Below are 25,019 nucleotides of genomic sequence, written 5' to 3' on the forward strand. Positions count from 1 at the left end.
TATCCCCTTTGAAACACTATTTTCTGATTAGCAAAGGGGATAATTTTAGAAAAAGTAATGATTATCGATTAAGCTCGCTAAGATTTACCTCTATCTCACTGCGTACTTGCTCGATTTCTTCAGGATTCTGCTGATCGAGTACTTGCATAAAAGCTTCAATATATGCTCCAATTAATATTCGTTCATCACCCAATGACTGTGCCCATGCTCGTTCTAGTCGCGCTAATAAAGTACGATTTGGCATTTCATCACGCGGATGAATCTTAAGGGCCGCTAGACGTTCATGGCTCTCTTGTTTTTGCTTATCAGTTAACCCTATTGGACTATGATCAATCACTTTGCCATGCAATTCGCCAGTTTCAAGCAATACCACATCAACTTCGAGCAAACCATTTAAATCATAACTAAAACGAACATCAATCCCTTGTATTTTTTCCATTGGCTTTAAAGGAACTTCAAATTCATCAATTAGAACATTATTTTCTACCCGAGGGTTTTCACCTTGATAAACTGAAAGCATAATGCTTTTTTGTTGTGGGTGGGTCGTAGAAAAGGTTTTTACTTTTGACGTTGGAACAATCGTATTACGTTCAATAATCGGCGAAAATAAACCATTGATATTACCAGAACTACTTTCAATGCCTAGCGTATATGGGCACACATCGGTAAGAATCACTTCTTCAACATCAACATCACGTAAACGACATGCTGCTTGCACTGCTGCACCTTGTGCCACGATAGTCGTAGGATTAATGTGACGATAAGGTAATTTGGCAAATAATTTGGTTACTAACTCTCGAACTACACCTAACTGCGATGAACCACCAACTAAGACTATATGCTCAAGTTCATTAGGTTTTAAGCGAGCATCACTTAGAGCCTGTTCAACAGGTGCTCGTAAGCGATTAAGTAAAGGTAACCAAATTGATTTAGCTCTTATTTCATTTAATGAAAATTGCCATAACTTGTCTTGCCAAGACCAAGTCAAATTATGTATTTGTTCTCCACTTAGTTTACATTTTAGTTGTTCGGCTAAATCTAGCAAGCGAGCATAGTCATCAATTGGTATATCAGATTGTTTGAGTTGCCATTCGCTTAAACAAGCTTTAACAAGTTCATGAGTAAAATCTTCACCACCTAAGTAATTATCACCAGCTGAAGCATGAACCTCAATGATTGGCATGCTATATTCCAACACGGTAACATCAAATGTACCACCACCTAAATCAAATACTAAGGTATTTCCAGATTGTTCTTCATGTAATCCATACGCCATGGCGGCGGCAGTAGGTTCATTAATTAAACGCACAGCATTTAAGCCAGCTAGCTCAGCAGCAAAGCGAGTCTGTTTACGCTGTTCATCATTAAAATAAGCAGGTACGGATATTACTACATCACGAATCTCTTGTTTTAAAAAAGCTTCAGCATCAGCTTTTAATGATTTTAAAACCAATGCAGAAAGTTCGGTTGGGGTGAATTTTTGCTCACCTAATTCAAAAACTTTACTTGAGCCTAAAAAACGTTTGAATGCCGCAGCACTACGGCTAGGATGAGTGGTTAAACGTGATAAAGCAGCATGGCCGACTAAAATAGAGTTATCTTCATCAATACTGACCACCGATGGCGTAACAACTTCGCCGATAGCGTTGGGAATAAGCGTTGATTGACCATTTTGCCAAACACAAATCAAACTATTGGTAGTACCTAAATCAATACCTATTGGAGGATGCATAACCACTTTATTCTCTTAGTTTTTTAATAAATTTTTTGGATATTATATCCTTAATACTATTTAAGATACAATTTTATCCAATTTCGAGCATTAAATTTATTAAAAGTGTAGATTAGGAATAAAAACAGAATAGTTAAATAAAGCGCTAATTTTTAATTAAGCTATAATAAGTTAATTTTTCAAGCCTAAACGTAACTATTTTGAATTAGATTTTTTATTAATCTCAATAATTTGACTAGTTACTTTGCCACTTTTTAACTGTGTTTCAATCATTTCTCCAATAACGACTTGCTCAACTGTGCGTATCACTTTGTGTTGCTGATTAGTTGTTACTGAATAACCTCGTTCTAGGGTTGCTAGTGGACTAACACTATTAAGCTGAGATGTTTGTAATACAAACTGATGTTTAGCATCTGTCAGCTTGTTTTGAATTAAATTAATGATTTGCTGCTGTTTTTGTTCAAGACTTTGCTCATAATAAAGAATTTTATGTCGTGGTGAAACACGAACTAAACGTTTATCAAGTAGGTTATGGCGATAAGATTGCCTTAATAAATATTGCTGCATATTTTCAAACAAGGCATGACGACCACTTAATAAACGACTTAATTGTTTTGATAATTTTGCTTGAGGGTGCTGTGTTTGTAATTGATGGCGCCATTTATTTAAGCGTTCTCGTCGACGCATTAGATAGTAATCCATCGCCATGCATAAATATTGTTCTTGAACTTGCAAACGCTTAATTTGCTCTAGTTTGTCTCGACTTACCAGCTCAGCCGCTGCAGATGGCGTTGCTGCACGAACATCAGCAACAAAATCAGCAATCGAAAAATCGACTTCATGACCAACAGCACTGACAATCGGTAATCGGCTAGCAAAAATTGCTCTTGCAACCACTTCTTCATTAAATGCCCAAAGATCCTCAAGTGCACCACCACCTCGCCCAACTATTAGCACATCACATTCTTGGCGAATATTGGCAATTTCAATCATCCTTGCTATTTGGGCAGCCGCTTCATTACCTTGTACCTGAGTTGGATAGATAATCAAATGCAAACTAGGATCGCGTCGATTTAATATCTGACAAATATCATGCAACGCAGCACCAGTTGCTGAAGTAATAATTCCAACCGTACGAATATTATCGGGTAATGTTTGTTTATAAATAGGATCAAACAATCCTTCTTCTGACAGTTTTTGTTTTAAATGCTCAAATTTTTGTTGTAACAGTCCCGCACCAGCGGGTTGCATTTTATTAATGACCAATTGATATTCGCCACGTGCTTCATAAAGCGTTACCGAAGCATTTACCAACACTTGTTGACCATTTTGTGGAGTAAATCCGGTGCGGAAATTACTATTACGAAACATAGCACACCGCACTTGAGCAACTTCATCTTTTAGTGTGAAATACCAATGACCAGAAGAAGGGCGAGAAAAATTGGAAATTTCCCCCACTAACCAAATTTGTCCAATAGCTTCAGAAAGCAGTTCTTTAACGATTTGGTTAAGATCTTTGACCGATAAAATCGAACTGCTTTGCATACTATTATCCTCATGGTTGAAGTTTAATCTAAATCAAATTGTGCCCAGATCGGTGCATGGTCAGATGGTTTTTCCATGCTTCGAATATCATAATCGATCCCAGTTTGTTGACAATATTGCAGTAACTTTTGGCTGGCTAATATTAAATCAATTCTTAATCCTGTTTCACTATCAAATCCTTTGGAACGATAATCAAACCATGAATATCTTTGCGATTCAGGATTAGCATGACGATAAGTATCAGTATAACCAAGAGACATTAAATTATTTATCCATTCACGCTCTTCAGGCAAAAAAGAACATTTACCAGTACGCAACCACCGTTTACGACTATCATCAGAAATACCAATATCTAAATCGGTTGGACAAATATTCATATCCCCCATAATTAAGGATAATTGACTATTAAGTTGCTGACTTTGTATGTACTGATTTAAATCCTGATAAAATTTACGTTTAGCAGGGTATTTGATTTCATGGTGTAAACTTTCTCCCTGAGGAAAATAGCCATTGATAACCATTAAATTACCTTGGCTAGTCGGTAATTCAGCCATAATTAATCGGCATTGTGCGCCTTCCTCATCAGTTGGAAAACCACATTGCACTGACAATGGTTTTTGCTTAGTCAATAATGCCACGCCATAATGCCCTTTTTGACCATGATAATGTAAGTGATAACCAAACTGTGCCAGTTCCTCAACAGGAAATTGATCGTTATGAACTTTGGTCTCTTGCAAGCCAATTATATCCGGTTGATGTTTATCAATAATTGCAGCTAATTGATGAATTCTAGCCCGAAGACTATTAATATTAAATGAGATAACTTTAATCATAAATTTATTGTATTTGATTTAATTTTGCAATTGACCCATGCTACCAAAAATACGTTATACTGTTAAGCAATTACAGTAAAAGCTATAACTTGTGATAAAGGATCCAGCAAATATGTCAAAGGAATTACTTGCATTGCGCAATAAAATTGATGAAGTTGATCAATCGATTTTATCTTTAATTAGTCAGCGACTAGCATTAGTCGCCGAAGTTGGCGAAGTGAAAAGCGAGCATGGAATTCCAATTTACGATCCAAAACGTGAAGCGGATATGTTAGCTAAACGCAAACAAGAAGCCGAAGATTTAGGTATATCACCAGCGCTAATTGAAGATATTTTACGCCGCTTAATGCGTGAGTCTTATATTAGTGAAAACGACAAAGGTTTTAAAAAGGTTTACACTGGCAAAGGATCAATTGTCATCATTGGTGGTAATGGCCAAATGGGTAGACTATTTGCCAGACTATTTACCCTGTCAGGTTATACAGTCAAGACCTTGGGTTCAAAAACCATGCATCAAGCAGCCGAAGTCGTTGCTGATGCTGCTGCAGTTATTGTGACCGTACCGATCAACAAAACATGTGAAATTATTGAACAATTACCACCACTACCTAAAGATTGCATTTTAACTGATTTTACTTCAATCAAAGTCAAACCGTTACAAGCGATGTTAGCTAAGCATGAAGGCCCTGTAGTTGGCTTACATCCAATGTTCGGCCCTGATGTACCTAATTTAGCTAAACAAGTTATTGTTTACTGCCAAGGACGATACCCGGAACAATACCAATGGTTAATTGAACAAATGCGGATTTGGGGAGCAAATTTATGTGCGATTGATGCAAAAGAGCATGATAAATGCATGTCATTTATTCAAGCATTGCGTCATTTTACTTCGTTTTCCTATGGCGTGAATTTACAACGAGAACACGCAGATCTAGAACAATTAATTACACTATCGTCACCAATTTATCGACTTGAATTAATGATGGTTGGTCGCTTGTTTGCTCAAGATCCAGTACTTTATGCCGATATCATCATGGCGTCAGATGCCAACATTGAATTAATTAAACGCTACTATCAATGTTTTGGGCAAATGGTTGAATTAATCGAACAAAGAGATAAAACCAAATTCATTGAGAATTTTAATGAAGTAACCAAATGGTTTGGTAATTATGCCGAACGTTTTATTAAAGAAAGCCAAGTATTATTGAAGTTTGCTAACGATAATCGAGAATAGTTTAGCTAAGCACTTTTATAAAATAGCAGTAACGTTAACATTATAACGCTGGCAATGAGTTAAATAAAAATTCTGTATGAGGAAATAACATGTCTAATCGGAAATATTTTGGGACAGATGGTATTCGTGGAAAAGTTGGAGAATATCCTATAACGCCTGATTTTGCTCTCAAATTAGGTTGGGCTGCTGGGCGAGTACTAGCTAAAGATGGTGTAAAAAAAGTCATCATCGGTAAAGATACTCGCATTTCAGGCTATATGCTGGAATCAGCATTAGAGGCAGGATTTGCTTCGGCTGGTGTTGCCGCCGCTTTTACTGGCCCAATGCCAACACCAGCGATTGCTTATTTAACTCGCACATTTCGTGCTGATGCAGGTGTAGTCATTTCTGCCTCACATAATCCTTTCTATGATAATGGCATTAAATTTTTCTCAAACGAAGGACGCAAACTTGATGATGCAATTGAGTTAGAAATCGAAGCACAACTAGAGAAAGAGATCGATTGCGTCGAATCAAAACAGTTAGGTCGAGCCAGTCGAATAACCGATGCTGCTGGTCGATATATTGAATTTTGTAAAAGTACTTTTGATCACGATTTAAGTTTATCAGGCCTAAAAATTGTGGTGGATTGTGCCAATGGTGCCACTTATCACATTGCCCCGAAAGTATTGCGTGAGCTTGGCGCCAAAGTGATCAAAATTGGCTGTGATCCTGATGGCGTTAACATCAATGAAAATTGTGGTGCCACTGATGTAAAAGCGTTAACTGAGCAAGTTATCAATGAAAAAGCCGATTTAGGTTTCGCTCTTGATGGTGATGGCGACCGTATTATTATGGTTGACCATAAAGGTAATAAAATTGATGGTGATTTAATTATTTATATCATCGCTCGAGAAGCATTAAGACAGGGTCAGCTTAAAGGTGGTGTGGTTGGTACGCTAATGAGTAATATGGGACTGGAAATCGCCCTTAAAAATCTTGGAATTCCATTTGTAAGAGCAAAAGTCGGCGATAGATATGTACTTGAAATGCTAGTTGAAAAAAATTGGCGATTAGGCGCTGAAAATTCAGGTCATGTTCTACTGCTAGATAAAACGACTACCGGTGATGGTATTGTTGCTGGCTTACAAGTTTTAGCTGCCATGGTACGCAATAATATGTCATTAGCTGATTTATGTAGTGGTATGACAATGCTACCACAAATATTAATTAATGTTCGTTTCTCAGGTAAAGATGATCCATTAATGAATCCTGAGGTCAAATCAGCCATTGCGCAGGCAGAACAACAACTCGGTAATAATGGACGAGTGCTCATTCGTAAATCAGGCACAGAGCCTCTTATTAGAGTGATGGTTGAAGGTAGCAATCAATCACAAGTTCAGCAACTTGCAGAACAAATTGCCGATGCGGTTAAACAATCAAATTAGCCTATTTTTTCTTCATTAATTAGGCAATTGGTGAAAATTATTTCTAATAAAGTGATTATTAAAGCTGTTATTCTTTACGCAAAATTAGTAAAAAGTGTCTAAATTCTTTATTTTTTTAATCAGTTGTTGACTTAATATAGGCAATTAGGTTTAAAATAACAGCTTCGGTTATTGCAGTAATTGTTTATACCTTTTAAGGTAAAAAATATAACAAGCTGTAGTTTTTATTTTTAGAAAATAGGTAAGAGGGTTATATGGCAGTTTCCTCTCCAGCTTCACCGCAAGCTTATATAAAACACCATCTAGAGAACTTGCAAGTCGGTTCTGGTTTTTGGACCTTTAATCTTGATTCATTGTTCTTTTCAATTTTACTTGGTGTGCTGTTTTTATGGATTTTCCATCGTGTTGCAAGGAAAGCAACGAGTGGCGTACCAAGTAAACTTCAATGTGCAGTCGAGATGATCTTTGAATTTGTCAATAATACCGTCAAAGACATGTTTACTGGCCAAAATAAACTTATTGCTCCTTTAGCGCTTACTGTGTTTATTTGGGTTTTCTTAATGAATCTGATGGATCTTATTCCAGTTGATTTCTTACCTTACGCTGGACAATATTTAGGTTTATCACATTTAAGAGTCGTACCGACAGCTGACGTTAGTATTACCATATCAATGTCTTTAGGCGTATTTGCGCTTATCATCATCTATTCAATCAAATATAAAGGGATTACAGGTTTTATTAAAGAATATACTTTACATCCTTTTAATCATTGGGCATTTGCACCAATTAACTTAGTCCTAGAACTTGTTAGTTTATTAGCTAAACCTGTCTCATTAGGATTACGACTTTTCGGTAATATGTATGCTGGTGAACTTATCTTCATCTTAATTGCTGCACTATTACCTTGGTGGTCACAATGGGTATTATCATTACCATGGGCTATTTTCCATATTTTGATAATTACCTTACAAGCATTTATTTTTATGGTGTTGACGATTGTCTATTTAGCGATGGCTTCGGCAACAGAAGATCATTAATTTTTAAATTTTTTTGATAATAAACTGGAGTATATAATGGATAGTATGTTATTTGTAGCCGCAGGCATAATGATGGGATTAGCTGCAATCGGTGGTGCAGTTGGTATTGGTTTATTAGGTGGTAAATTCTTAGAAGGTGCTGCTCGCCAACCAGAATTAATGCCTATGTTACGTACCCAATTCTTTATCGTTATGGGCTTAGTTGATGCGATCCCTATGATTTGTGTAGGTATTGCGTTATATGTCATTTTTGCTGTTGCAGGCTAATAATAATTTAAGAGGAATTGTCTCATGAATATGAACGCAACTCTCCTCGGCCAAGCAATTACATTTGTATTGTTTGTTTGGTTCTGTATGAAGTTTGTTTGGCCACCCGTTATCCGAGCGATTGAAAAACGCCAAAAAGAGATAGCAGATGGACTTGCTTCAGCAGAAACAGCAAAAAAAGATTTGGAATTAGCCAAAGCAAATACATCTGACATAATGCAACAGGCTAAGGTTGAGGCTAATGCAATTATTGAGCAAGCGAATAAACGCAAAGCAGCCATTCTTGAAGAAGCACAACAAGAAGCTTCTCGTGAAAAAGAAAGGATTGTTGCTCAAGGACTTGCTGAAGTTGAAGCTGAGCGCAAACGCGCTAGAGAAGAGCTTAAACAACAAGTCGCTACACTCGCTATTGCCGGTGCAGAAAAAATTATTGAACGTTCTGTTAATGAAGCCGCTAACAGCGACATCATTGATAAACTCGTAGCTGAACTATAAGGAGAATAGAGCAATGGCTGACTTAATTACGATTGCTCGCCCTTATGCTAAAGCCGCTTTCGACTTTGCTGTTGAAAAAAATAGCATCGAATCATGGCACAAAATGTTGGTGTTAACATCTGAAGTGAGCAAAGATGCTCAAATAAGAAGTATCTTAACATCTGACATGAAAACTGATTCAGTGGCTAACTTACTCATCAATATCTGTAAAGATGTATTAGATGAGTTTAGCACTAATTTTATTAAAGTTATGGCTGAAAACAAACGTTTATCTCTTCTTCCTGAAGTGTTAAGTTTGTTTGAGCAATACTGTCTAGATAAAGAAGCACAAGCAGATGTTGAGGTTATTTCTGCTAATGAGCTTACCAGTGAACAACTTGATAAAATTTCTGTCGCAGTCGAAAAACGTTTATCACGAAAAGTAAAACTAAAATGTCATATTGATAAATCGCTCATTTCTGGTTTTATTATTCGTACGGGCGATATGGTTATTGATAGTAGTATCAGAGGACGTCTAAATCGACTAAATGACGTTCTACAGTCTTAAGGGGACTGATAATGCAGCTAAATTCAACTGAAATAAGTGAACTAATTAAAGAGCGGATAGCTCAGTTCAATATTGTGAGTGATGCTCACAATGAAGGAACAATCATCTCAGTAAGTGATGGTATCCTTCGTATCCACGGATTAACCGATGTAATGCAAGGCGAAATGATTGCTTTACCTGGTAACCGATATGCAATGGCATTAAACCTTGAAAGAGATTCTGTTGGTGCTGTGGTCATGGGACCATACGAAGACTTATCTGAAGGGATGAAAGTGCAATGTACTGGTCGTATTTTACAGGTACCAGTAGGTGACGGTTTGTTAGGCCGTGTTATCAATACACTTGGTGAACCAATTGATGGTAAAGGTTCGATTCAACATGATGGGTTCTCACCTGTCGAAGTTGTTGCTCCAGGCGTTATCGACCGTCAATCAGTTGACCAAGCATTACAAACTGGTTATAAAGCGGTTGACTCAATGATTCCAATTGGTCGTGGTCAACGTGAACTTATCATCGGTGACCGTCAAACAGGTAAAACCGCATTAGCAATTGACGCCATTATTAATCAACGTGATTCTGGTGTTAAATGTATCTATGTAGCAATCGGTCAAAAACAATCAACTATTGCTAACGTAGTGCGTAAACTTGAAGAGCATGGTGCACTTAAAAACACAATTGTGGTGGTGGCATCAGCATCTGAATCTGCAGCATTACAATACTTAGCACCTTACGCTGGTTGTGCCATGGGAGAATACTTCCGTGATCGCGGTCAAGATGCATTAATTGTTTATGATGATTTATCAAAACAAGCGGTTGCTTATCGTCAAATTTCATTATTACTTCGTCGTCCACCTGGACGTGAAGCTTACCCTGGTGATGTATTCTATCTTCACTCTCGTTTACTTGAACGTGCAGCTCGGGTTAACGAAGCTTATGTTGAGGAATTCACTAAAGGTGAAGTAAAAGGTAAAACAGGTTCATTAACTGCATTACCAATTATCGAAACCCAAGCAGGTGACGTTTCAGCGTTCGTACCAACTAACGTAATTTCGATTACTGATGGTCAGATCTTCCTTGAAACTAGCTTATTTAACTCAGGTATTCGCCCAGCGGTAAACCCAGGTATTTCGGTTTCTCGTGTTGGTGGTGCTGCGCAAACTAAGATAATGAAAAAATTATCTGGTGGTATTCGTACTGCACTTGCACAATATCGTGAATTAGCAGCATTCTCACAATTTGCCTCTGACTTAGATGAAGCAACAAGAAACCAATTAAGCCACGGTGAAAAAGTAACTGAATTACTCAAACAAAAGCAATACTCACCAATGACTGTTGCTGAGCAATCAATTGTACTTTACGCTGCGGAGCGTGGTTATTTAGAAGATGTTGAACTTGCAAAAGTATTATCATTTGAAACAGCACTTCTTGCTTATGCCCATAGTCAATATGCCGATTTTGTTAAGCAAATCGACGAAACAGGCAATTACAATGATGAGATTGAAAACAAGTTAAAAGCAATGCTTGAAAGCTTTAAATCAACTCAAACTTGGTAAGGGTGAGGTAACAAATGGCTAATGCAAAAGAAATTAGAACGAAAATTGCCAGTATCCAAAGTACGCAAAAAATCACCAAAGCGATGGAAATGGTAGCTAATTCTAAAATGCGTAAAACGCAAGATAGAATGGCGGCTAGTCGTCCATACGCTGAAATGATTCGTGAAGTAATTGGACATTTAGCGTTAGCTCAAATAGGCACTAAACATCCTTATCTGGAAGAAAGGGATGTTAAGCGAGTTGGCTATCTTATCATTTCAACCGATCGTGGTTTATGTGGTGGATTAAATATCAATCTTTTCAAAACTGTTATTGCTGATATGTCAGCATGGCAAGAGAAAGGCGTTGAAGCAGATGTCGCTTTAATTGGTTCTCGAGGTGTTTCGTTTTTCTCTTCAGTAAAAACCAACATCTTAACCCAAGTAACTAATTTAGGTGATGAACCAACTTTATCTGATTTAATTGGTCCGGTAAAAACAATGCTTGAGGCATATGACAACGGTAAAATTGATAAACTATATATTGTAACTAATAAGTTTATTAACACCATGTCGCAAAAGCCAACAATACAGCAATTATTACCATTACCGGCTTCAGAAGATAAAGAACTTAAAGCTTCATCATGGGATTATATTTATGAGCCTGATGCAAAATCATTATTAGATGTGATTTTACGTCGTTATATTGAATCACAAGTCTATCAAGCGGTGGTTGACAATTTAGCGAGTGAACAAGCAGCAAGAATGGTGGCCATGAAAGCAGCAACCGATAACGGTGCAAATTTAATTAATGAATTACAAATTGTGTATAACAAAGCCCGTCAAGGTGCGATCACAAATGAATTAATTGATATTGTATCTGGTGCAGCTGCTGTTTCAGGTTAGTGCTAAATATTGGCTTATAGTTAAGAAAAAGACGTAGAGGATTAAAAATGGCTACTGGAAAGATTGTCCAGATCATCGGTGCGGTGGTTGATGTCGAATTCCCAGAAGATGCAGTACCAAAGGTATATGATGCATTAGAAGTGGAAACTGGCACTGATAAATTAGTTCTGGAAGTTCAGCAACAATTAGGTGGTGGCGTTGTATGTTGTATCGCAATGGGCTCATCTGATGGTTTAAGACGTGGACTTAAAGTAGTAAATACAGGTCACGGCATTGAAGTTCCTGTAGGAACAAAAACACTTGGCCGTATTATGAACGTACTTGGTGATCCTGTTGATAAAGCGGGTCCAATTGGTGAAGAAGAGCGTTGGGCGATTCACCGTGCAGCACCAACATACGAAGAGTTGGCTAACTCAACAGAATTACTTGAAACTGGTATCAAAGTTATCGACTTAATTTGTCCATTTGCAAAAGGTGGTAAAGTCGGTCTATTTGGTGGTGCTGGTGTTGGTAAAACCGTAAACATGATGGAATTAATTCGTAACATCGCGATCGAGCACTCAGGCTACTCAGTATTTACTGGTGTAGGTGAACGTACTCGTGAAGGTAACGACTTCTATCATGAAATGAAAGAATCAAACGTACTTGATAAAGTATCATTGGTTTATGGTCAGATGAATGAGCCACCAGGAAACCGTTTACGCGTAGCGTTAACTGGTTTAACCATGGCAGAAAAATTCCGTGATGAAGGTAAAGACGTACTATTATTTATCGATAATATTTACCGTTATACCTTAGCCGGTACCGAAGTATCTGCACTATTAGGTCGTATGCCATCTGCGGTAGGTTACCAACCGACATTAGCAGAAGAAATGGGGTTATTACAAGAACGTATCACCTCAACAAAAACTGGGTCAATTACCTCAATCCAAGCAGTATATGTACCTGCCGATGACTTAACTGACCCGTCACCGGCAACTACCTTTGCTCACTTGGATGCAACAATCGTATTAAGTCGTCAAATCGCATCATTAGGTATCTACCCAGCGGTTGACCCACTTGACTCAACCAGTCGTCAGTTAGATCCACTTGTTGTTGGGCAAGAACATTACGATTGTGCTCGTGGCGTACAGTCAATTCTTCAACGTTATCAAGAATTGAAAGATATCATTGCGATTCTTGGTATGGATGAATTATCAGAAGATGATAAATTAACTGTTGCTCGTGCACGTAAGATTCAACGTTTCTTATCTCAACCATTCTTCGTTGCAGAAGTGTTCACTGGTTCACCAGGTAAATACGTACCATTAAAAGACACCATCAGTGCCTTTAAAGGTATCATGAATGGTGATTATGATCATATTCCTGAACAGGCATTTTATATGGTTGGTTCAATCGACGAAGCGATTGAGAAAGCGAAATCTCTCTAAGAGATTTATAGAACGGAGAGAGCATTATGGCACTAACTTCCTATCAATTAGAAGTTGTTAGTGCTGAATCTCACCTTTTTTCAGGTGATGTTCAGCGAATCAGAGTCACAGGACGAGAAGGTGAACTTGGAATTTATCCTGGTCACACTCCGTTACTGACAACCATTAAGCCGGGAATGGTCGGGATTGTTAAAGCCGATGGTGAAGAAGAGTTTATTTATCTATCTGGCGGTATTTTAGAAGTACAACCAACCATGGTAACAATCTTAGCTGACACCGCCATTCGTGGTGAAGACTTGGATGAAGCAAGGGCTCAAGAAGCAGTAAGACAAGCGCAAGAACACATTAATCACCCTAGCGATGATATGTCTTTTGCTCAAGCATCTGCTGAACTTTCAAAAGCCTTAGCAAAAATACGAGTTATAGAATTAACTCGTCGTTTAGGTCAATAAGGATTATTGATCACTAAACTAGGCAATAAAAGGCTACAAATTAATAAATTGTAGCCTTTTTTATTATTTGCTGAACGACTATTTGAACTATCACTATCTAAAAGACACAATTTTTACCTCTAAAAAACCCCTTTCCTCAAAATTTTTATAAACCATTGGTATTTTATATAGTTATTTAGTTATAAAAAGTTACTATTTAAACATGGCTAGATTTATTAATAGCAATCAGCGATAATCTGATTAATTCTATTAATATTAATGTAACTATGTTCACCATTTATCATTCAAATCAAGTCGATTTACTAAAATCACTCGTTAGCGAATTAATGCGCAGAGATCCGCTAGAACAGGTTTTTATGCCTGATATGGTTATGGTGCAAAGCCAAGGTATGGCACAATGGTTACAAATTGAATTAGCCAATGATCTAGGGATTGTTGCTAATGTTGATTTTCTCTTTCCAAGCCAATTTATTTGGCAGTTATACCAAACTCTGTTACCTAATTCACCTCTGGAAAATAGTTATAATATCGAATCAATGACTTGGCGTTTGTATTATCTATTACCAAAAATAATCGAGCGACCTGAATTTGATACCATTAAACATTATCTTAATATTGATAAAGAAGAACGAAAACAGTATCAACTAGCGACCCGAATCGCACAATTATTTGACCAATATTTAGTTTATCGCCCTGACTGGTTAGCCAAATGGGAAAACAAGCAAACGGTAGCTGAACTAAATCATCATCCAGATGAAATCTGGCAATCTGAATTATGGCGACAACTAATTGCAATTAGTCAACCTTATCATCGTGCCAATATCTATCAGCAAATGTTGGACATTTTGTTAGATAATGATTTCGATCGCACAAGATTAAAATCATTACCGAAACGAGTCTATATTTTTGGTATTACCTCACTACCGCCAATTTATTTGTCATTATTATCAGCACTTGGTCAACACATTGATGTCCATTTAATGTTTAACAATCCTTGCAAATGGTACTGGGGCGATATTGTAGAAAAACAGCTATCAGAGATCCAAAATACACCTAATAATATTCCTAACCCATTATTAACATCTTGGGGTAAATTAGGACGAGATAACCTATTTTTATTGCAGGAATTCAATAATAAACAAGATATTGATATTTTTGTCGATCATGAGCGAAAATGTTTATTAGATTCAATTCAGCAAGATATTTTAGAACTTTATCAAACCAGTGATGTAAAAGCGCCGATAAAGAAAACAGATAGATCCGTAACCTTCCACGCTTGCCATAGTGAACAGCGCGAGGTCGAAGTACTTTATGATTATCTATTATCTGCATTTGATGCCGATCCAACACTCGAATTACGTGATTGTATTATCATGGTTTCAGATATTGATAAATATGTACCCTATATTCGGTCAGTATTCGGTAACGCTGAAGGACAACGCTATTTACCATTCACAATTTCCGATCAAAAAGCGCGTAACATTGATCCAATGGTGCAAGGATTTTTTGCTATATTAAACTTTACCGAAAGCCGCTTTACCGCTGAAGAGTTATTTAATCTACTTGAAATTCCAGCCATTGCTGAAAAGTTTGCCATAAGTGAGTCACAACTAACTTTATTACATACTTGGATTATTGAATCAGGCATTCGTTTTGGTCTAGAAAATGCTCACAGCTGGCTCTTTGGTCTTGAACGATTATTACTTGGTTATACCATGAATAGCGAACAAGGTGGTTGGCAACAGATATTAGCTTATGATGGTGCTACCGGCTTAGATGCTGAATTAATTGGTCAGTTAGCAGAATTTATAAAATCGGTGCGTAAATGGTTAACCATTCTCAGTGAAGATAAGCCATTAACAGAATGGCAAGGCTGCTGTATTGAACTGATTAATGATTTTTTTGTTAGTAATGACTCACGTGAATCAATTTTGCTAATGATCCAAGAAGAGTGGCAAAAGCTGATCAGCAGTGGTTTAAATGCCAATTTTACCGACAACATCTCGATAACTATTTTACATGATGCAATGCAATCACGCTTGGAACAAAATCATTTAGCCCATCGATTCTTAGTTGGTAAAATAAACTTTTGTACCATGATGCCTATGCGCTCGATTCCGTTTAAATTGGTTTGCTTGTTAGGTATGAATGATGGTGATTATCCAAGAACATCTTTACCTTTAGATTTTGACTTAATTGCTCAAAACCCTCGTCGAGGTGATCGTAGTCGACGTATTGATGACCGTTATCTGTTTTTAGAAGCTATTTTATCTGCACAAGATCAACTCTATATCAGTTATATCGGTCGAGATATGAAAGATGATAGCGAACGTTATCCGTCAGTATTAGTCGATGAGCTTTGGGATTATATTGTGCAGTATTATCATGATGCTACTGATAAAGATTCAGATAAAAACACGCCTTTAATTGATAATTTAAGAACGTTGCATACTCGCACACCATTTAATCCACAAAATTTCTTAAATGAACCTAAAAGTTATGCTGATGAATGGTTACCTGCCGCATTAAAAGCGGGAGAAAACCAATCATTTATCAGCGGTATTAGCAAAGTCATTGTGGATAATATTAATCTAGATGAATTAAAACGTTTTTATCAACACTCTATTCGGTTTTTCTTACAAAAACGCTTTAATTTTTACGTCAATTATTTAGATGACACCTTGCCCGATGCTGAAAACTTTAGCCTAGATAACTTAAAACGCTATCAACTTAATCTACAAATTTTAAATGAAATGATTGCTAAAGATTCACAAGGTTGTGATAACTTTTACCAACGGCTTAAGCTAACTGGTGAATTACCAGATGGTGCCTTTGGTGAAATTATTTATGATGAGCTGTGTGAAGCTCTGCAACCTTTAGCCAATAAAATCATTGAAGAGAGAACTAATCCATCAACCTTAGAGGTAAATTTAACTATTTCGATAGATGAACAACATTATCAATTACAAGGTTGGCTAACCCATATTCAAGCAGATGGTATTTTAACTTGGCGCCCAGCTAAGCTTTCGATTCGTGATGGTATTTCATTATGGATTGATCACTTAATTTTTTGTATTTTGAATTGGGATAAAACCGACAGCCAAAGTCGCTTATATGGCCGAGAAGACAACCAATGGCGATTTTTACACATTGATGCCTCACAAGCGTTAACGCTGTTAACAGAACTCGTTGAAGGTTTTATACAAGGTGTCAACCAACCACTATTAATGCCATTACAAAGCGCATGGAGCTGGCTACTTGCTGCATATAATCCAAAAACTGAACAAATTGAACCCAATGAAAAAGCAATAAGCAAATTATTAACCACTTGGCAAGGGGGCCAATTTCTTACCGCAGAATGTGATAGTTATTACGCAAGGCTTTATCCCGAATTAACCGATAATCTAATTGAACAAATAATACAGTTTGCTCAGCGATATTTATTGCCGATATTATTACATCAAGTCGAAGAATAGGAGGCACTATGTTTATCGATACGCATTGCCATTTCAATTTTCCTGCTTTTGTTACCGATCTCGATAATTCAATCAATAATATTCGCCAAGCTAAAATTAATAGCTTAATTATTCCTGCTGTATCAGCAGCACATTTTAATCAAATATTACAACTCACTGAGCAATATAGTGAACTTTATGCAGCACTCGGTTTACACCCTATCTATCAACACTCATCGGCTGATCTTGAACAACTATCAGATATAGTTAGTACTCACCCAACAAAATTAGTTGCCATTGGTGAAATTGGCTTAGACCGTTATGACCAATCTGTTGATTGGCAACAGCAACTAGATTTTTTTCGAGCTCAATTAGTATTAGCCAAGCGCTATGATCTACCCGTTTTAATCCATTCACGCAAAACACACGACATTATCTATCATGAATTACATCAAGCTAATTTGCCATGTCGAGGGGTGATCCATGGCTTTTCAGGTAGTTATCAACAGGCATTGCAATTTATTAAATTAGGCTATTATATTGGTGTTGGTGGGGTAATAAGTTATACCAGAGCCAATAAAACTCGCCAAACCATTGCAAAAATACCGCTGGAAAGTTTAGTGTTGGAAACTGATGCACCTGATATGCCGTTAAGCGGTCGCCAAGGACAAATAAATCGTCCCGAAAACATTGTCGATATCTTTAATATTCTTAGTCAATTGCGAACAGAACCGCCTTCACAAATAATTAACACTATCTTAACAAATACCTTGACGCTATTTAGTAGAATTAATAGAATGGAAATTACAAATCCGTTTAAAAGATAACCATTTAATTATTAATGATTTATCAACAAAAGGTGATATTTTATGTCGCAGCGCTATAGTCAACTTTTTGTACAATCCATTATTTCATTAACTCGATTATTTCCATTATGGGCAATTCTTTGTGCACTAGCTGCCTATTTTTCACCTGATACCTTCCTACCTGTGCGACCACATACATCACAATTATTAATGTTTGTCATGTTTACCATGGGGGTAACGTTAAGTATTGATGATTTTAAACGCGTCGTCACCAAACCGAAAGCAGTCATAATTTGTACTTTACTGCATTATATTGTAATGCCAGTGACTGCGTTAATCTTATCTAAATTATTCACTATGCGGCCAGAGCTATTAGTCGGCATGGTTCTTGTAGGGAGCGTTGCTAGTGGTACCGCCTCTAATGTAATGATTTATCTAGCTAAAGGTGATGTAGCATTATCAGTTACTATTTCATCGGTATCAACACTGGTTGGCGTTGTAGTCACCCCATTACTGACATTATTGTTAGTTGGTACTACCGTTGAAGTTCCGGTTTGGGATATGTTGGTACATATTGTCCAAATTGTGCTCGTCCCTATTATTTTAGGTTTAATTGTCCACCATTTTTTATATCCTGTGGTAAGAAAATGTGAACGATTCTTACCACTGTTGTCAATGCTTTGTATTTTATTAATTATTTGTATTGTTGTTGCCGGTAGCCATGCTCTCATTACTCAAGTAGGTATAACCGTTATCTTTGCCGTTATTATTCATAATGGTGTTGGTTTACTAGGTGGCTATTGGGGCGGTCGTTTATTTGGTTTTGACGAGTCCACTTGTCGAACTATGTCTTTAGAAGTAGGCATGCAAAACTCAGCATTAGCTGCAACATTAGGTACAACCTACTTTTCAGCATTATCGGCACTACCTGCTGCGGTCTTTTCTGTTTGGCACAATATTTCTGGCTCACTATTGGCTGGTTATTGGCAAGGAAAACCCGTTAAAAATAAGAAAAAATCCAGCAATTAACAGAGCATATTGTAAAATAGCATTCATTAGCTCTCTTACTCAATCATACCCGATGAGTAAGAGAGTATAATCTTAGGGTTAATAAAACTCCTCTGCTTCCAGCATATCAATCAATTTTAGGCTGAACAAATGAATAGCGAACTACAGTTACCACCTTTTGTCTATCGTATATTACCTTGGATTGCTGCATTTGCTTTTTTTATGCAATCACTCGATACCTCAATTCTAAATACTGCTTTGCCAACTATGGCTAAAGATCTCAATGAATCACCATTAAATATGCAATCAGCGGTAATCTGTTATGCGTTAACTTTGGCGCTGTTTATCCCGGTAAGTGGCTATTTATCTGATAAATTTGGTACTAAAAACATCTTCGTTATGGCCGTATCGCTTTTTACATTAGGATCACTACTGTGTGCTTTATCCAATTCCCTAATATTCTTAGATATATCTAGGGTAATCCAAGGTATTGGTGGTTCAATGATGGTACCGGTTTCTCGCTTAGTTTTGATTAAAGCATTTAAACGTAACGAGTTTTTAGCGGCATTAAATACCGCAACAATTCCAGGATTAATCGGACCAGTACTAGGGCCAGTTTTAGGCGGTTATCTAGTCGATATGGTGAGTTGGCATTGGGTATTTTTGATTAACTTGCCAATTGGGATTTTAGGGGTATTTATTAGCTTAAAGTATATGCCTAACATTAAAGGCAAACATATGCCTTTTGATTTCTTTGGTTTTCTTTTTATCGTTATTACTTTTATCAGTGCCACCCTTAGTGTCGAATGTTTAAATCAAGGTCAACAATATTATTTACCAATAACGCTTGCCATCATCAGTCTGATTTTTTTATTTATTTATCGAACCTATGCGCAAAAAAAATCTGGGCCACTATTTCCACTATCATTATTTAATATCCGGACGTTTAAAATTGGTATTATCGGTAATTTAGTCTGTCGATTGGGCATTTCTGGCGTGCCTTTCCTTATTCCACTATTTCTACAAGTTGGCTTTGGTTATTCAGCAATTTTTGCTGGCATGATGTTAGTCCCCATGGCTATTGCTTCAATTTGTACCAGATTTTTTATTACGCGGATTCTTGCTCGTTTAGGTTACCGTTTTGTATTGGTTGCTAATACCATCTTAGCTGGAATTTTGATTCTTTTAATGTCATTAATAAACTTAGCGACACCATTAGTAATATTAGGCATTTTGCTATTTTGCATTGGCGGAATCAATTCAATGCAATTTACCTCAATGAATAGTATAACATTAGCTAATTTACAAGGTGAAAGCACCAGCAGTGGTAATAGTTTAATGGCGGTTAATCAGCAATTAGCCATTAGCTTTGGTACTGGTTTTGGTGCGGTATTAGTAAGATTATTCAGCAATTCAACAACTACTATTCACGCATTTCAATTAACCTTTGTTATACTAGGCATCGTAACTATGCTATCAAGCATAATCTTTGCGCAATTAAACAAAGAAGATGGGCAAAATTTAACGTCTCGGCACTAAGCAACAAGGAGAAAACACTATGTTTCAGTATCAAATCATTCCAGTTACCCATTTTCAGGAAAACTGTAGCATTATTTGGTGTGATGAAACAAAGGAAGCCGCATTTATCGATCCGGGTGGCGAAGCAGAACTACTTAAAAAAGCGGTTGAAAAGCTTGGTGTTAACATCAAACAAATACTCCTAACTCATGGCCATTTAGATCATGTTGGCGCAGCGATTGAATTAGCGAAACATTATAATGTTGAGATCCTTGGTCCTAGCCAAGAAGATGAATTTTTATTGTCAAACTTACCACAACAATGCATACAATTCGGGTTTCCATATATTGACAGCTTTTTACCCGATCGTTGGTTAAAGGAAGGTGAACAAGTGAAAGTCGGCAATATCACTTTAGATATTCTATTCTGTCCCGGCCACACTCCCGGTCATATCGTATTTATTAATGCTAAAGATAAAATTGCTTTTGTTGGTGACGTATTATTCAAAAGCAGTATTGGGCGAACCGACTTTCCTCGAGGAAATCATACTGATTTAATTTCCTCTATCACAAATAAACTATTTCCGCTTGGTGATGATTTTATCTTTGTTCCCGGCCATGGTCCGATGTCGAGCTTTGGCAATGAACGAATGACAAATCCTTTTTTAGTTTAAAACAAATTTAGTTTAAAACAAAATTCCCCCAACAAATGTAAACTATTTTATAAAAAAATAGTTTACATACTTTGTTTTTGTATTATTATGGCACTACTATTTAGCTTTTAATGGTAGAAAATAATGAAACAACAATTAACATCGTACTATCCAACTTATATTAATACACTGTTTAACTTATCCTCTTGGCAACGTAAGTTGTGCGCAGTAACTTGTGCCGCATTGCTGCTAGGTGTTGCCGCAAATATCAGTATTCCAACCTATCCGGTACCATTCAGTCTACAATCATTAGGCGTGCTTCTGATCGGAGCTTGTTTGGGGCGTAAATTAGGTGCTCTAGCAATTCTTCAATACTTATTTTTAGGTGCATTAGGATTACCACTATTCGCCAATGGTAGCGGTGGCATTATGGCGCTTGCATCTCCTTCTGCTGGTTATTTATATGGTTATGTATTTAGTGCTTATTTAGCTGGATATGCAGCAGAAAAAGGTTACGATCGTCGTTTTCTGTTAGGCTTAGTTGCCTTTGCTTGTGCTCACCAATTATTATTTGTCTTTGGTGTGGTCTATTTAATGGGGTATTTACATATTTCCCTTAGCGAAGCGATACAAGTAGGTTATTTACCTTTTGTTGGTGTTGATGCACTTAAATTTATCATCGCAACTTGTGTCATGTTTTCATTATGGCGTCATCACGCGAAAAAACATCAATAAAAATGCAATCTGGCGATATTATTTTTCAATCCCAGCATGAAGAAAGCGAATTTAATAAAGCGATTACGCATTCTGGTTCACAGCTTAGCTCGGATGAGATAATCAATCAGATAAGCCATGTTGGTTTATATATTGGCAATAATATCGTCATTGAAGCAACTCAAAAACATGGGGTAATCCAACAGCCCCTTAACAACTTTTTAGCTAGCGCTCAATATAATTTAGTCGCAACCATTTTTAATGATTCCGTCATTAAAAACGCATTAATGCGAGTACAAACCTGTCTAGGATTGCCTTATAACCATAGTTTTCGCGAAGATGATAAAGGGTTTTACTGTAGTGAACTGATTACTTATGCCTTCAAGTACCCATCTGGTGAAGATTATTTTCAACGTTATCCTATGAACTTTAGCGATTTAGCCACAGGCCAAATTCTGCCTTATTGGATCAAATATTATCAAGCATTAAATCAAACGATCCCTGAAGGAGAACTAGGATCACATCCACAACAACTACTCAGACAAAAGACATTATTCAAGACAATCCAAATATTTGAAGCATAATAATCGAGATAATCTGGTACAAAAAACGCATTTTAAACAATTTAACTATTGACATAGCGTCATTAAATATATAATATGCGCGCTACATTTCGGTTCCTCCATAGTTCAGTCGGTAGAACGGCGGACTGTTAATCCGTATGTCACAGGTTCAAGTCCTGTTGGAGGAGCCAACTTTCCGAAAGTTGAAATCTGCTCAAGCAGATTTTTTTATGCCTATTATTCTCTGTTCTATAACTCATTCGTTCATCGCCTACTAATATCTTTGCTATTGTCTTTCTTAATAAAAGATTCATAATAATTATTGCGCTTAATTTTCCATATTCATATCTAATAGCAATTGAGTACTCTGAACGATAATAGTTAGGTTAAAGGAGATTTACCAATGCATTTGCATTTTATTATTCATGAAGATTTCGAAGCTCCTGGAGCTTATGAGCAATGGGCTAAAGAACATCATTATACCATTAGTTATTCTCGTGTTTATCTTGGTGAATCTCTTCCCAACAATGTCGATAATATTGATATGTTGATTATTATGGGTGGCCCACAATCACCAGCAACAACCAAACAAGAGTGCCCGCATTTTGACTCACTAGCGGAACAAGCAGTAATATTATCGGCTATCAACTCAAAAAAAATCGTACTTGGCGTCTGTCTTGGTTCACAATTAATTGGTGAAGCATTAGGTGCCCCACATGGACATAGCCCGGAAAAGGAAATCGGTAAGTTCCCTATTACCTTAACTGAAATGGGTAAAAATAATCCTTTATTTACTGATTTTGGCAATAGTTTAGCTGTCGGCCATTGGCACAATGACATGCCTGGTTTAACCCAAGCAGCACAAATTATTGCTTATAGTGAAGGCTGCCCACGGCAAATCATTGCTTATGGTCCTTTAGTATATGGTTTTCAATGCCATATGGAGTTAACTCCAGAAGTTGTTGAACAGCTAATTGCTCACTCTGAAAGTGATCTTAATCAAGCGGCAAAATATCGTTTTGTTGATACACCTAGCCAACTTCGTTCGCATGATTATTCTGAAATGAATCAAAAACTGTTTGGCTTTCTAGATAAATTAAGCCTTAATTATTTATCAACTATAGAAAAATAAGCAATTCAGTGGTTAGGGCTGTTGTTGTATGCAAAAGACTATTGTAGATAAACCTAAAAAACGCAGTAATTTAAGATTAAAATTAGGTAAGGAGTATTTTATTCTCAAACGTAAACTAGATTGGTGGCGCAACCGTCACGCCTATAGCGTAATTGATAAGAATAATAATACTTGCTGCTATTCTCATAAAAAACATCAATCGGTATTGTTAAGACAGCTGAAAGATGTTGATATGTATTTGCAATATAACAAAATCACTAACCTGCGCTTAGCAATTGAACAGCTCGACGGTTCGATAATTAAGCCCAATCAACGATTTTCAATTTGGCAAAAAGTTGGTCGGCCATCTAAGAAACGCGGCTTTTTAGAAGGTCTCTCATTACATAATGGCCAAGTCGGCAAAGATATCGGTGGTGGTTTATGCCAACTTGGCAATTTGATTTACTGGATGGTATTACATTCAGATTTAACCATTATTGAACGGTGGCGTCATAGTTTTGATGTTTTTCCGGATGTTAATCGTACTATTCCATTTGCTTGTGGTGCAACACTTGCTTATAACTATATCGATTTACAATTACTCAATAAAACCAATACAACCTACCGACTTAATCTTTGGTTAGATGATGAATATTTACATGGTGAACTACTTGCCAATACACCGTTATCTTATCACTATGAAATATTCGAAACCGATCACGTTATTGAACAACAATGGTGGGGCGGATACACTAGACACAATAAGATATGGCAACGAAAAACCCATTTGCTCGATAATCAAATAGAGGAAAAACTCATTAGTGAAAATCATGCAATTATGATGTATACACCTTATTTAACACAACCAAACGAAGTATAAAAATCATACAGCAATGATATTAAATTAGATAGTCATAAGCTATCTAAACAATAGTTTGTGGGATATATAGATAGACCGTATACTCGATGGTATAAATAAGTTAAAAATACTTAATAAATGAAAGGAGCAATTTCATGGCTTATACATTACCCCCTTTACCTTACGCTTATGATGCTTTAGAGCCTTATATCGATACTGAAACAATGCATCTTCATCATGACAAACATCATCAAACTTATGTAAATAATGCTAATGCATTATTAGAATCTCTACCTACCGAAGTTAAAGACTTTTGCCCTGAAACATTACTAAAAAATCTAGACAAAGTACCTGCAGACAAAGTTACTGGTGTTAAAAATAATGTTGGTGGTCATGTTAACCACACCCTATTCTGGGAATTATTAAGAGTTGGAACTGAACTTAAAGGTGAACTTAAAGCTGATATTGAAAAAGACTTTGGTTCAGTTGATGCATTTAAAGAAAAATTCTCAGCTGCTGCGGCAACGCGTTTTGGTTCTGGTTGGGCATGGTTAGTATTGAAAAATGATAAGCTAGAAGTGGTTTCAACTGCTAATCAAGATTCCCCAATTATGGGTGAAAAATTCTCAGGCGTTTCTGGCACACCAATTTTAGCGCTTGACGTTTGGGAACACGCTTATTATTTAAAATATCAAAACCGTCGTGCTGATTACATCGGTGCATTTTGGAATGTTATTAACTGGGATAAAGTAGCTGAATTATACGCAGAAGCGAAAAAATAAGCTCATTTAAAAATATCACATTATAAAATGACGCAATACGCGTCATTTTTTATTTATTATTCATTTACATTATTATCAATGATGTGAACAAATTGGTAATTGCTAAGTTATACTT

General features: G+C 36.7%; 23 protein-coding genes and 1 tRNA gene. 21 read left to right on the plus strand and 3 right to left on the minus strand.

The window, feature by feature from the left end; translation table 11 throughout:
- Window positions 1–61 precede the first annotated feature (61 nt).
- The 3 genes from H3T83_RS06860 to xthA form a co-directional block, all read right to left on the minus strand.
- The gene (locus H3T83_RS06860; protein ID WP_198215400.1) at window positions 62–1,732 is read right to left on the minus strand and encodes a molecular chaperone HscC; all 1,671 of its coding nucleotides are present in this window, start codon (window positions 1,730–1,732) and stop codon (window positions 62–64) included.
- A gap of 195 nt (window positions 1,733–1,927) precedes the next feature.
- Entirely contained in the window at window positions 1,928–3,277 is a 1,350-nt protein-coding gene (xseA, locus tag H3T83_RS06865) for an exodeoxyribonuclease VII large subunit (RefSeq protein WP_086353735.1), read from the minus strand.
- A gap of 23 nt (window positions 3,278–3,300) precedes the next feature.
- Window positions 3,301–4,107, minus strand: coding sequence for an exodeoxyribonuclease III (xthA, locus tag H3T83_RS06870; protein ID WP_198215440.1), 807 nt, complete (start codon window positions 4,105–4,107; stop codon window positions 3,301–3,303).
- A 115-nt stretch (window positions 4,108–4,222) separates the two neighbouring features.
- Here xthA and tyrA point away from each other — a divergent pair, with 115 nt between their 5' ends.
- From tyrA to H3T83_RS06975, 21 genes are all read left to right on the plus strand, one after another.
- Window positions 4,223–5,344 (plus strand): bifunctional chorismate mutase/prephenate dehydrogenase, encoded by a 1,122-nt coding sequence (gene tyrA / locus H3T83_RS06875; protein ID WP_198215401.1) that lies wholly within the window; start codon window positions 4,223–4,225, stop codon window positions 5,342–5,344.
- Between the two features lie 89 nt (window positions 5,345–5,433).
- Window positions 5,434–6,771 (plus strand): phosphoglucosamine mutase, encoded by a 1,338-nt coding sequence (gene glmM / locus H3T83_RS06880; RefSeq protein WP_198215402.1) that lies wholly within the window; start codon window positions 5,434–5,436, stop codon window positions 6,769–6,771.
- A gap of 254 nt (window positions 6,772–7,025) precedes the next feature.
- Window positions 7,026–7,808, plus strand: coding sequence for a F0F1 ATP synthase subunit A (gene atpB / locus H3T83_RS06885; protein ID WP_198215403.1), 783 nt, complete (start codon window positions 7,026–7,028; stop codon window positions 7,806–7,808).
- A 36-nt stretch (window positions 7,809–7,844) separates the two neighbouring features.
- Entirely contained in the window at window positions 7,845–8,075 is a 231-nt protein-coding gene (atpE, locus tag H3T83_RS06890) for a F0F1 ATP synthase subunit C (protein WP_034901511.1), read from the plus strand.
- A 24-nt stretch (window positions 8,076–8,099) separates the two neighbouring features.
- Complete coding sequence (gene atpF, locus H3T83_RS06895; protein WP_034901512.1) at window positions 8,100–8,570, plus strand: F0F1 ATP synthase subunit B; 471 nt, start codon at window positions 8,100–8,102, stop codon at window positions 8,568–8,570.
- Between the two features lie 13 nt (window positions 8,571–8,583).
- On the plus strand, window positions 8,584–9,117 hold the full coding sequence (gene atpH / locus H3T83_RS06900) for a F0F1 ATP synthase subunit delta (RefSeq protein ID WP_034901515.1): 534 nt from the start codon (window positions 8,584–8,586) through the stop codon (window positions 9,115–9,117).
- Window positions 9,118–9,128: 11 nt separating this feature from the next.
- The gene (gene atpA / locus H3T83_RS06905) at window positions 9,129–10,670 is read left to right on the plus strand and encodes a F0F1 ATP synthase subunit alpha (protein ID WP_034901516.1); all 1,542 of its coding nucleotides are present in this window, start codon (window positions 9,129–9,131) and stop codon (window positions 10,668–10,670) included.
- 14 nt (window positions 10,671–10,684) lie between these two features.
- On the plus strand, window positions 10,685–11,554 hold the full coding sequence (gene atpG, locus H3T83_RS06910) for a F0F1 ATP synthase subunit gamma (RefSeq protein WP_065614742.1): 870 nt from the start codon (window positions 10,685–10,687) through the stop codon (window positions 11,552–11,554).
- 47 nt (window positions 11,555–11,601) lie between these two features.
- Window positions 11,602–12,984, plus strand: a complete 1,383-nt coding sequence (gene atpD / locus H3T83_RS06915; protein ID WP_034901521.1) for a F0F1 ATP synthase subunit beta — start codon at window positions 11,602–11,604, stop codon at window positions 12,982–12,984.
- Window positions 12,985–13,010: 26 nt separating this feature from the next.
- Window positions 13,011–13,436, plus strand: a complete 426-nt coding sequence (locus H3T83_RS06920) for a F0F1 ATP synthase subunit epsilon (RefSeq protein ID WP_034901523.1) — start codon at window positions 13,011–13,013, stop codon at window positions 13,434–13,436.
- Window positions 13,437–13,702: 266 nt separating this feature from the next.
- Window positions 13,703–16,912, plus strand: coding sequence for an exodeoxyribonuclease V subunit gamma (gene recC / locus H3T83_RS06925; RefSeq protein ID WP_198215404.1), 3,210 nt, complete (start codon window positions 13,703–13,705; stop codon window positions 16,910–16,912).
- Window positions 16,913–16,920: 8 nt separating this feature from the next.
- Entirely contained in the window at window positions 16,921–17,718 is a 798-nt protein-coding gene (locus H3T83_RS06930) for a TatD family hydrolase (RefSeq protein WP_034901527.1), read from the plus strand.
- Between the two features lie 42 nt (window positions 17,719–17,760).
- A complete protein-coding gene (locus H3T83_RS06935) occupies window positions 17,761–18,726 on the plus strand; it encodes a bile acid:sodium symporter family protein (RefSeq protein ID WP_110452946.1) in 966 nt (321 codons plus the stop codon).
- A gap of 129 nt (window positions 18,727–18,855) precedes the next feature.
- Window positions 18,856–20,244, plus strand: a complete 1,389-nt coding sequence (locus H3T83_RS06940; RefSeq protein ID WP_110452945.1) for an MFS transporter — start codon at window positions 18,856–18,858, stop codon at window positions 20,242–20,244.
- 19 nt (window positions 20,245–20,263) lie between these two features.
- Window positions 20,264–20,896 (plus strand): MBL fold metallo-hydrolase, encoded by a 633-nt coding sequence (locus H3T83_RS06945; RefSeq protein WP_110452944.1) that lies wholly within the window; start codon window positions 20,264–20,266, stop codon window positions 20,894–20,896.
- A 123-nt stretch (window positions 20,897–21,019) separates the two neighbouring features.
- A complete protein-coding gene (locus H3T83_RS06950; RefSeq protein WP_034901530.1) occupies window positions 21,020–21,610 on the plus strand; it encodes a biotin transporter BioY in 591 nt (196 codons plus the stop codon).
- Window positions 21,580–22,173, plus strand: coding sequence for a YiiX/YebB-like N1pC/P60 family cysteine hydrolase (locus tag H3T83_RS06955; RefSeq protein WP_110452943.1), 594 nt, complete (start codon window positions 21,580–21,582; stop codon window positions 22,171–22,173). The genes H3T83_RS06950 and H3T83_RS06955 overlap by 31 nt, the downstream gene beginning before the upstream one ends.
- Window positions 22,174–22,267: 94 nt before the next feature.
- A tRNA-Asn gene (locus tag H3T83_RS06960) sits at window positions 22,268–22,343 on the plus strand.
- 212 nt (window positions 22,344–22,555) lie between these two features.
- Window positions 22,556–23,284 (plus strand): type 1 glutamine amidotransferase, encoded by a 729-nt coding sequence (locus H3T83_RS06965; protein ID WP_198215405.1) that lies wholly within the window; start codon window positions 22,556–22,558, stop codon window positions 23,282–23,284.
- 28 nt (window positions 23,285–23,312) lie between these two features.
- Window positions 23,313–24,143 (plus strand): VanW family protein, encoded by an 831-nt coding sequence (locus tag H3T83_RS06970; RefSeq protein ID WP_034902926.1) that lies wholly within the window; start codon window positions 23,313–23,315, stop codon window positions 24,141–24,143.
- 134 nt (window positions 24,144–24,277) lie between these two features.
- Window positions 24,278–24,904 carry a Fe-Mn family superoxide dismutase gene (locus H3T83_RS06975; protein WP_198215406.1) on the plus strand — a complete coding sequence of 209 codons (627 nt, stop codon included), beginning with the start codon at window positions 24,278–24,280 and terminating at the stop codon, window positions 24,902–24,904.
- Window positions 24,905–25,019: the final 115 nt, after the last annotated feature.

It is taken from the genome of Gilliamella sp. M0320 (assembly GCF_016101635.1).
Taxonomy (GTDB): Bacteria; Pseudomonadota; Gammaproteobacteria; order Enterobacterales; family Orbaceae; genus Gilliamella; species Gilliamella apis.

Excerpts from the sequence above, each read along its gene's own strand:
- H3T83_RS06860 (WP_198215400.1), bottom strand. The coding sequence starts at position 1,732 with ATGCATCCTCCAATAGGTATTGATTTAGGTACTACCAATAGTTTGATT.
- xseA (WP_086353735.1), bottom strand. The coding sequence starts at position 3,277 with ATGCAAAGCAGTTCGATTTTATCGGTCAAAGATCTTAACCAAATCGTT.
- tyrA (WP_198215401.1), top strand. The coding sequence starts at position 4,223 with ATGTCAAAGGAATTACTTGCATTGCGCAATAAAATTGATGAAGTTGAT.
- glmM (WP_198215402.1), top strand. The coding sequence starts at position 5,434 with ATGTCTAATCGGAAATATTTTGGGACAGATGGTATTCGTGGAAAAGTT.
- atpB (WP_198215403.1), top strand. The coding sequence starts at position 7,026 with ATGGCAGTTTCCTCTCCAGCTTCACCGCAAGCTTATATAAAACACCAT.
- atpE (WP_034901511.1), top strand. The coding sequence starts at position 7,845 with ATGGATAGTATGTTATTTGTAGCCGCAGGCATAATGATGGGATTAGCT.
- atpF (WP_034901512.1), top strand. The coding sequence starts at position 8,100 with ATGAATATGAACGCAACTCTCCTCGGCCAAGCAATTACATTTGTATTG.
- atpH (WP_034901515.1), top strand. The coding sequence starts at position 8,584 with ATGGCTGACTTAATTACGATTGCTCGCCCTTATGCTAAAGCCGCTTTC.
- atpA (WP_034901516.1), top strand. The coding sequence starts at position 9,129 with ATGCAGCTAAATTCAACTGAAATAAGTGAACTAATTAAAGAGCGGATA.
- atpG (WP_065614742.1), top strand. The coding sequence starts at position 10,685 with ATGGCTAATGCAAAAGAAATTAGAACGAAAATTGCCAGTATCCAAAGT.
- atpD (WP_034901521.1), top strand. The coding sequence starts at position 11,602 with ATGGCTACTGGAAAGATTGTCCAGATCATCGGTGCGGTGGTTGATGTC.
- H3T83_RS06920 (WP_034901523.1), top strand. The coding sequence starts at position 13,011 with ATGGCACTAACTTCCTATCAATTAGAAGTTGTTAGTGCTGAATCTCAC.
- recC (WP_198215404.1), top strand. The coding sequence starts at position 13,703 with ATGTTCACCATTTATCATTCAAATCAAGTCGATTTACTAAAATCACTC.
- H3T83_RS06930 (WP_034901527.1), top strand. The coding sequence starts at position 16,921 with ATGTTTATCGATACGCATTGCCATTTCAATTTTCCTGCTTTTGTTACC.
- H3T83_RS06935 (WP_110452946.1), top strand. The coding sequence starts at position 17,761 with ATGTCGCAGCGCTATAGTCAACTTTTTGTACAATCCATTATTTCATTA.
- H3T83_RS06940 (WP_110452945.1), top strand. The coding sequence starts at position 18,856 with ATGAATAGCGAACTACAGTTACCACCTTTTGTCTATCGTATATTACCT.
- H3T83_RS06945 (WP_110452944.1), top strand. The coding sequence starts at position 20,264 with ATGTTTCAGTATCAAATCATTCCAGTTACCCATTTTCAGGAAAACTGT.
- H3T83_RS06950 (WP_034901530.1), top strand. The coding sequence starts at position 21,020 with ATGAAACAACAATTAACATCGTACTATCCAACTTATATTAATACACTG.
- H3T83_RS06955 (WP_110452943.1), top strand. The coding sequence starts at position 21,580 with ATGGCGTCATCACGCGAAAAAACATCAATAAAAATGCAATCTGGCGAT.
- H3T83_RS06965 (WP_198215405.1), top strand. The coding sequence starts at position 22,556 with ATGCATTTGCATTTTATTATTCATGAAGATTTCGAAGCTCCTGGAGCT.
- H3T83_RS06970 (WP_034902926.1), top strand. The coding sequence starts at position 23,313 with ATGCAAAAGACTATTGTAGATAAACCTAAAAAACGCAGTAATTTAAGA.
- H3T83_RS06975 (WP_198215406.1), top strand. The coding sequence starts at position 24,278 with ATGGCTTATACATTACCCCCTTTACCTTACGCTTATGATGCTTTAGAG.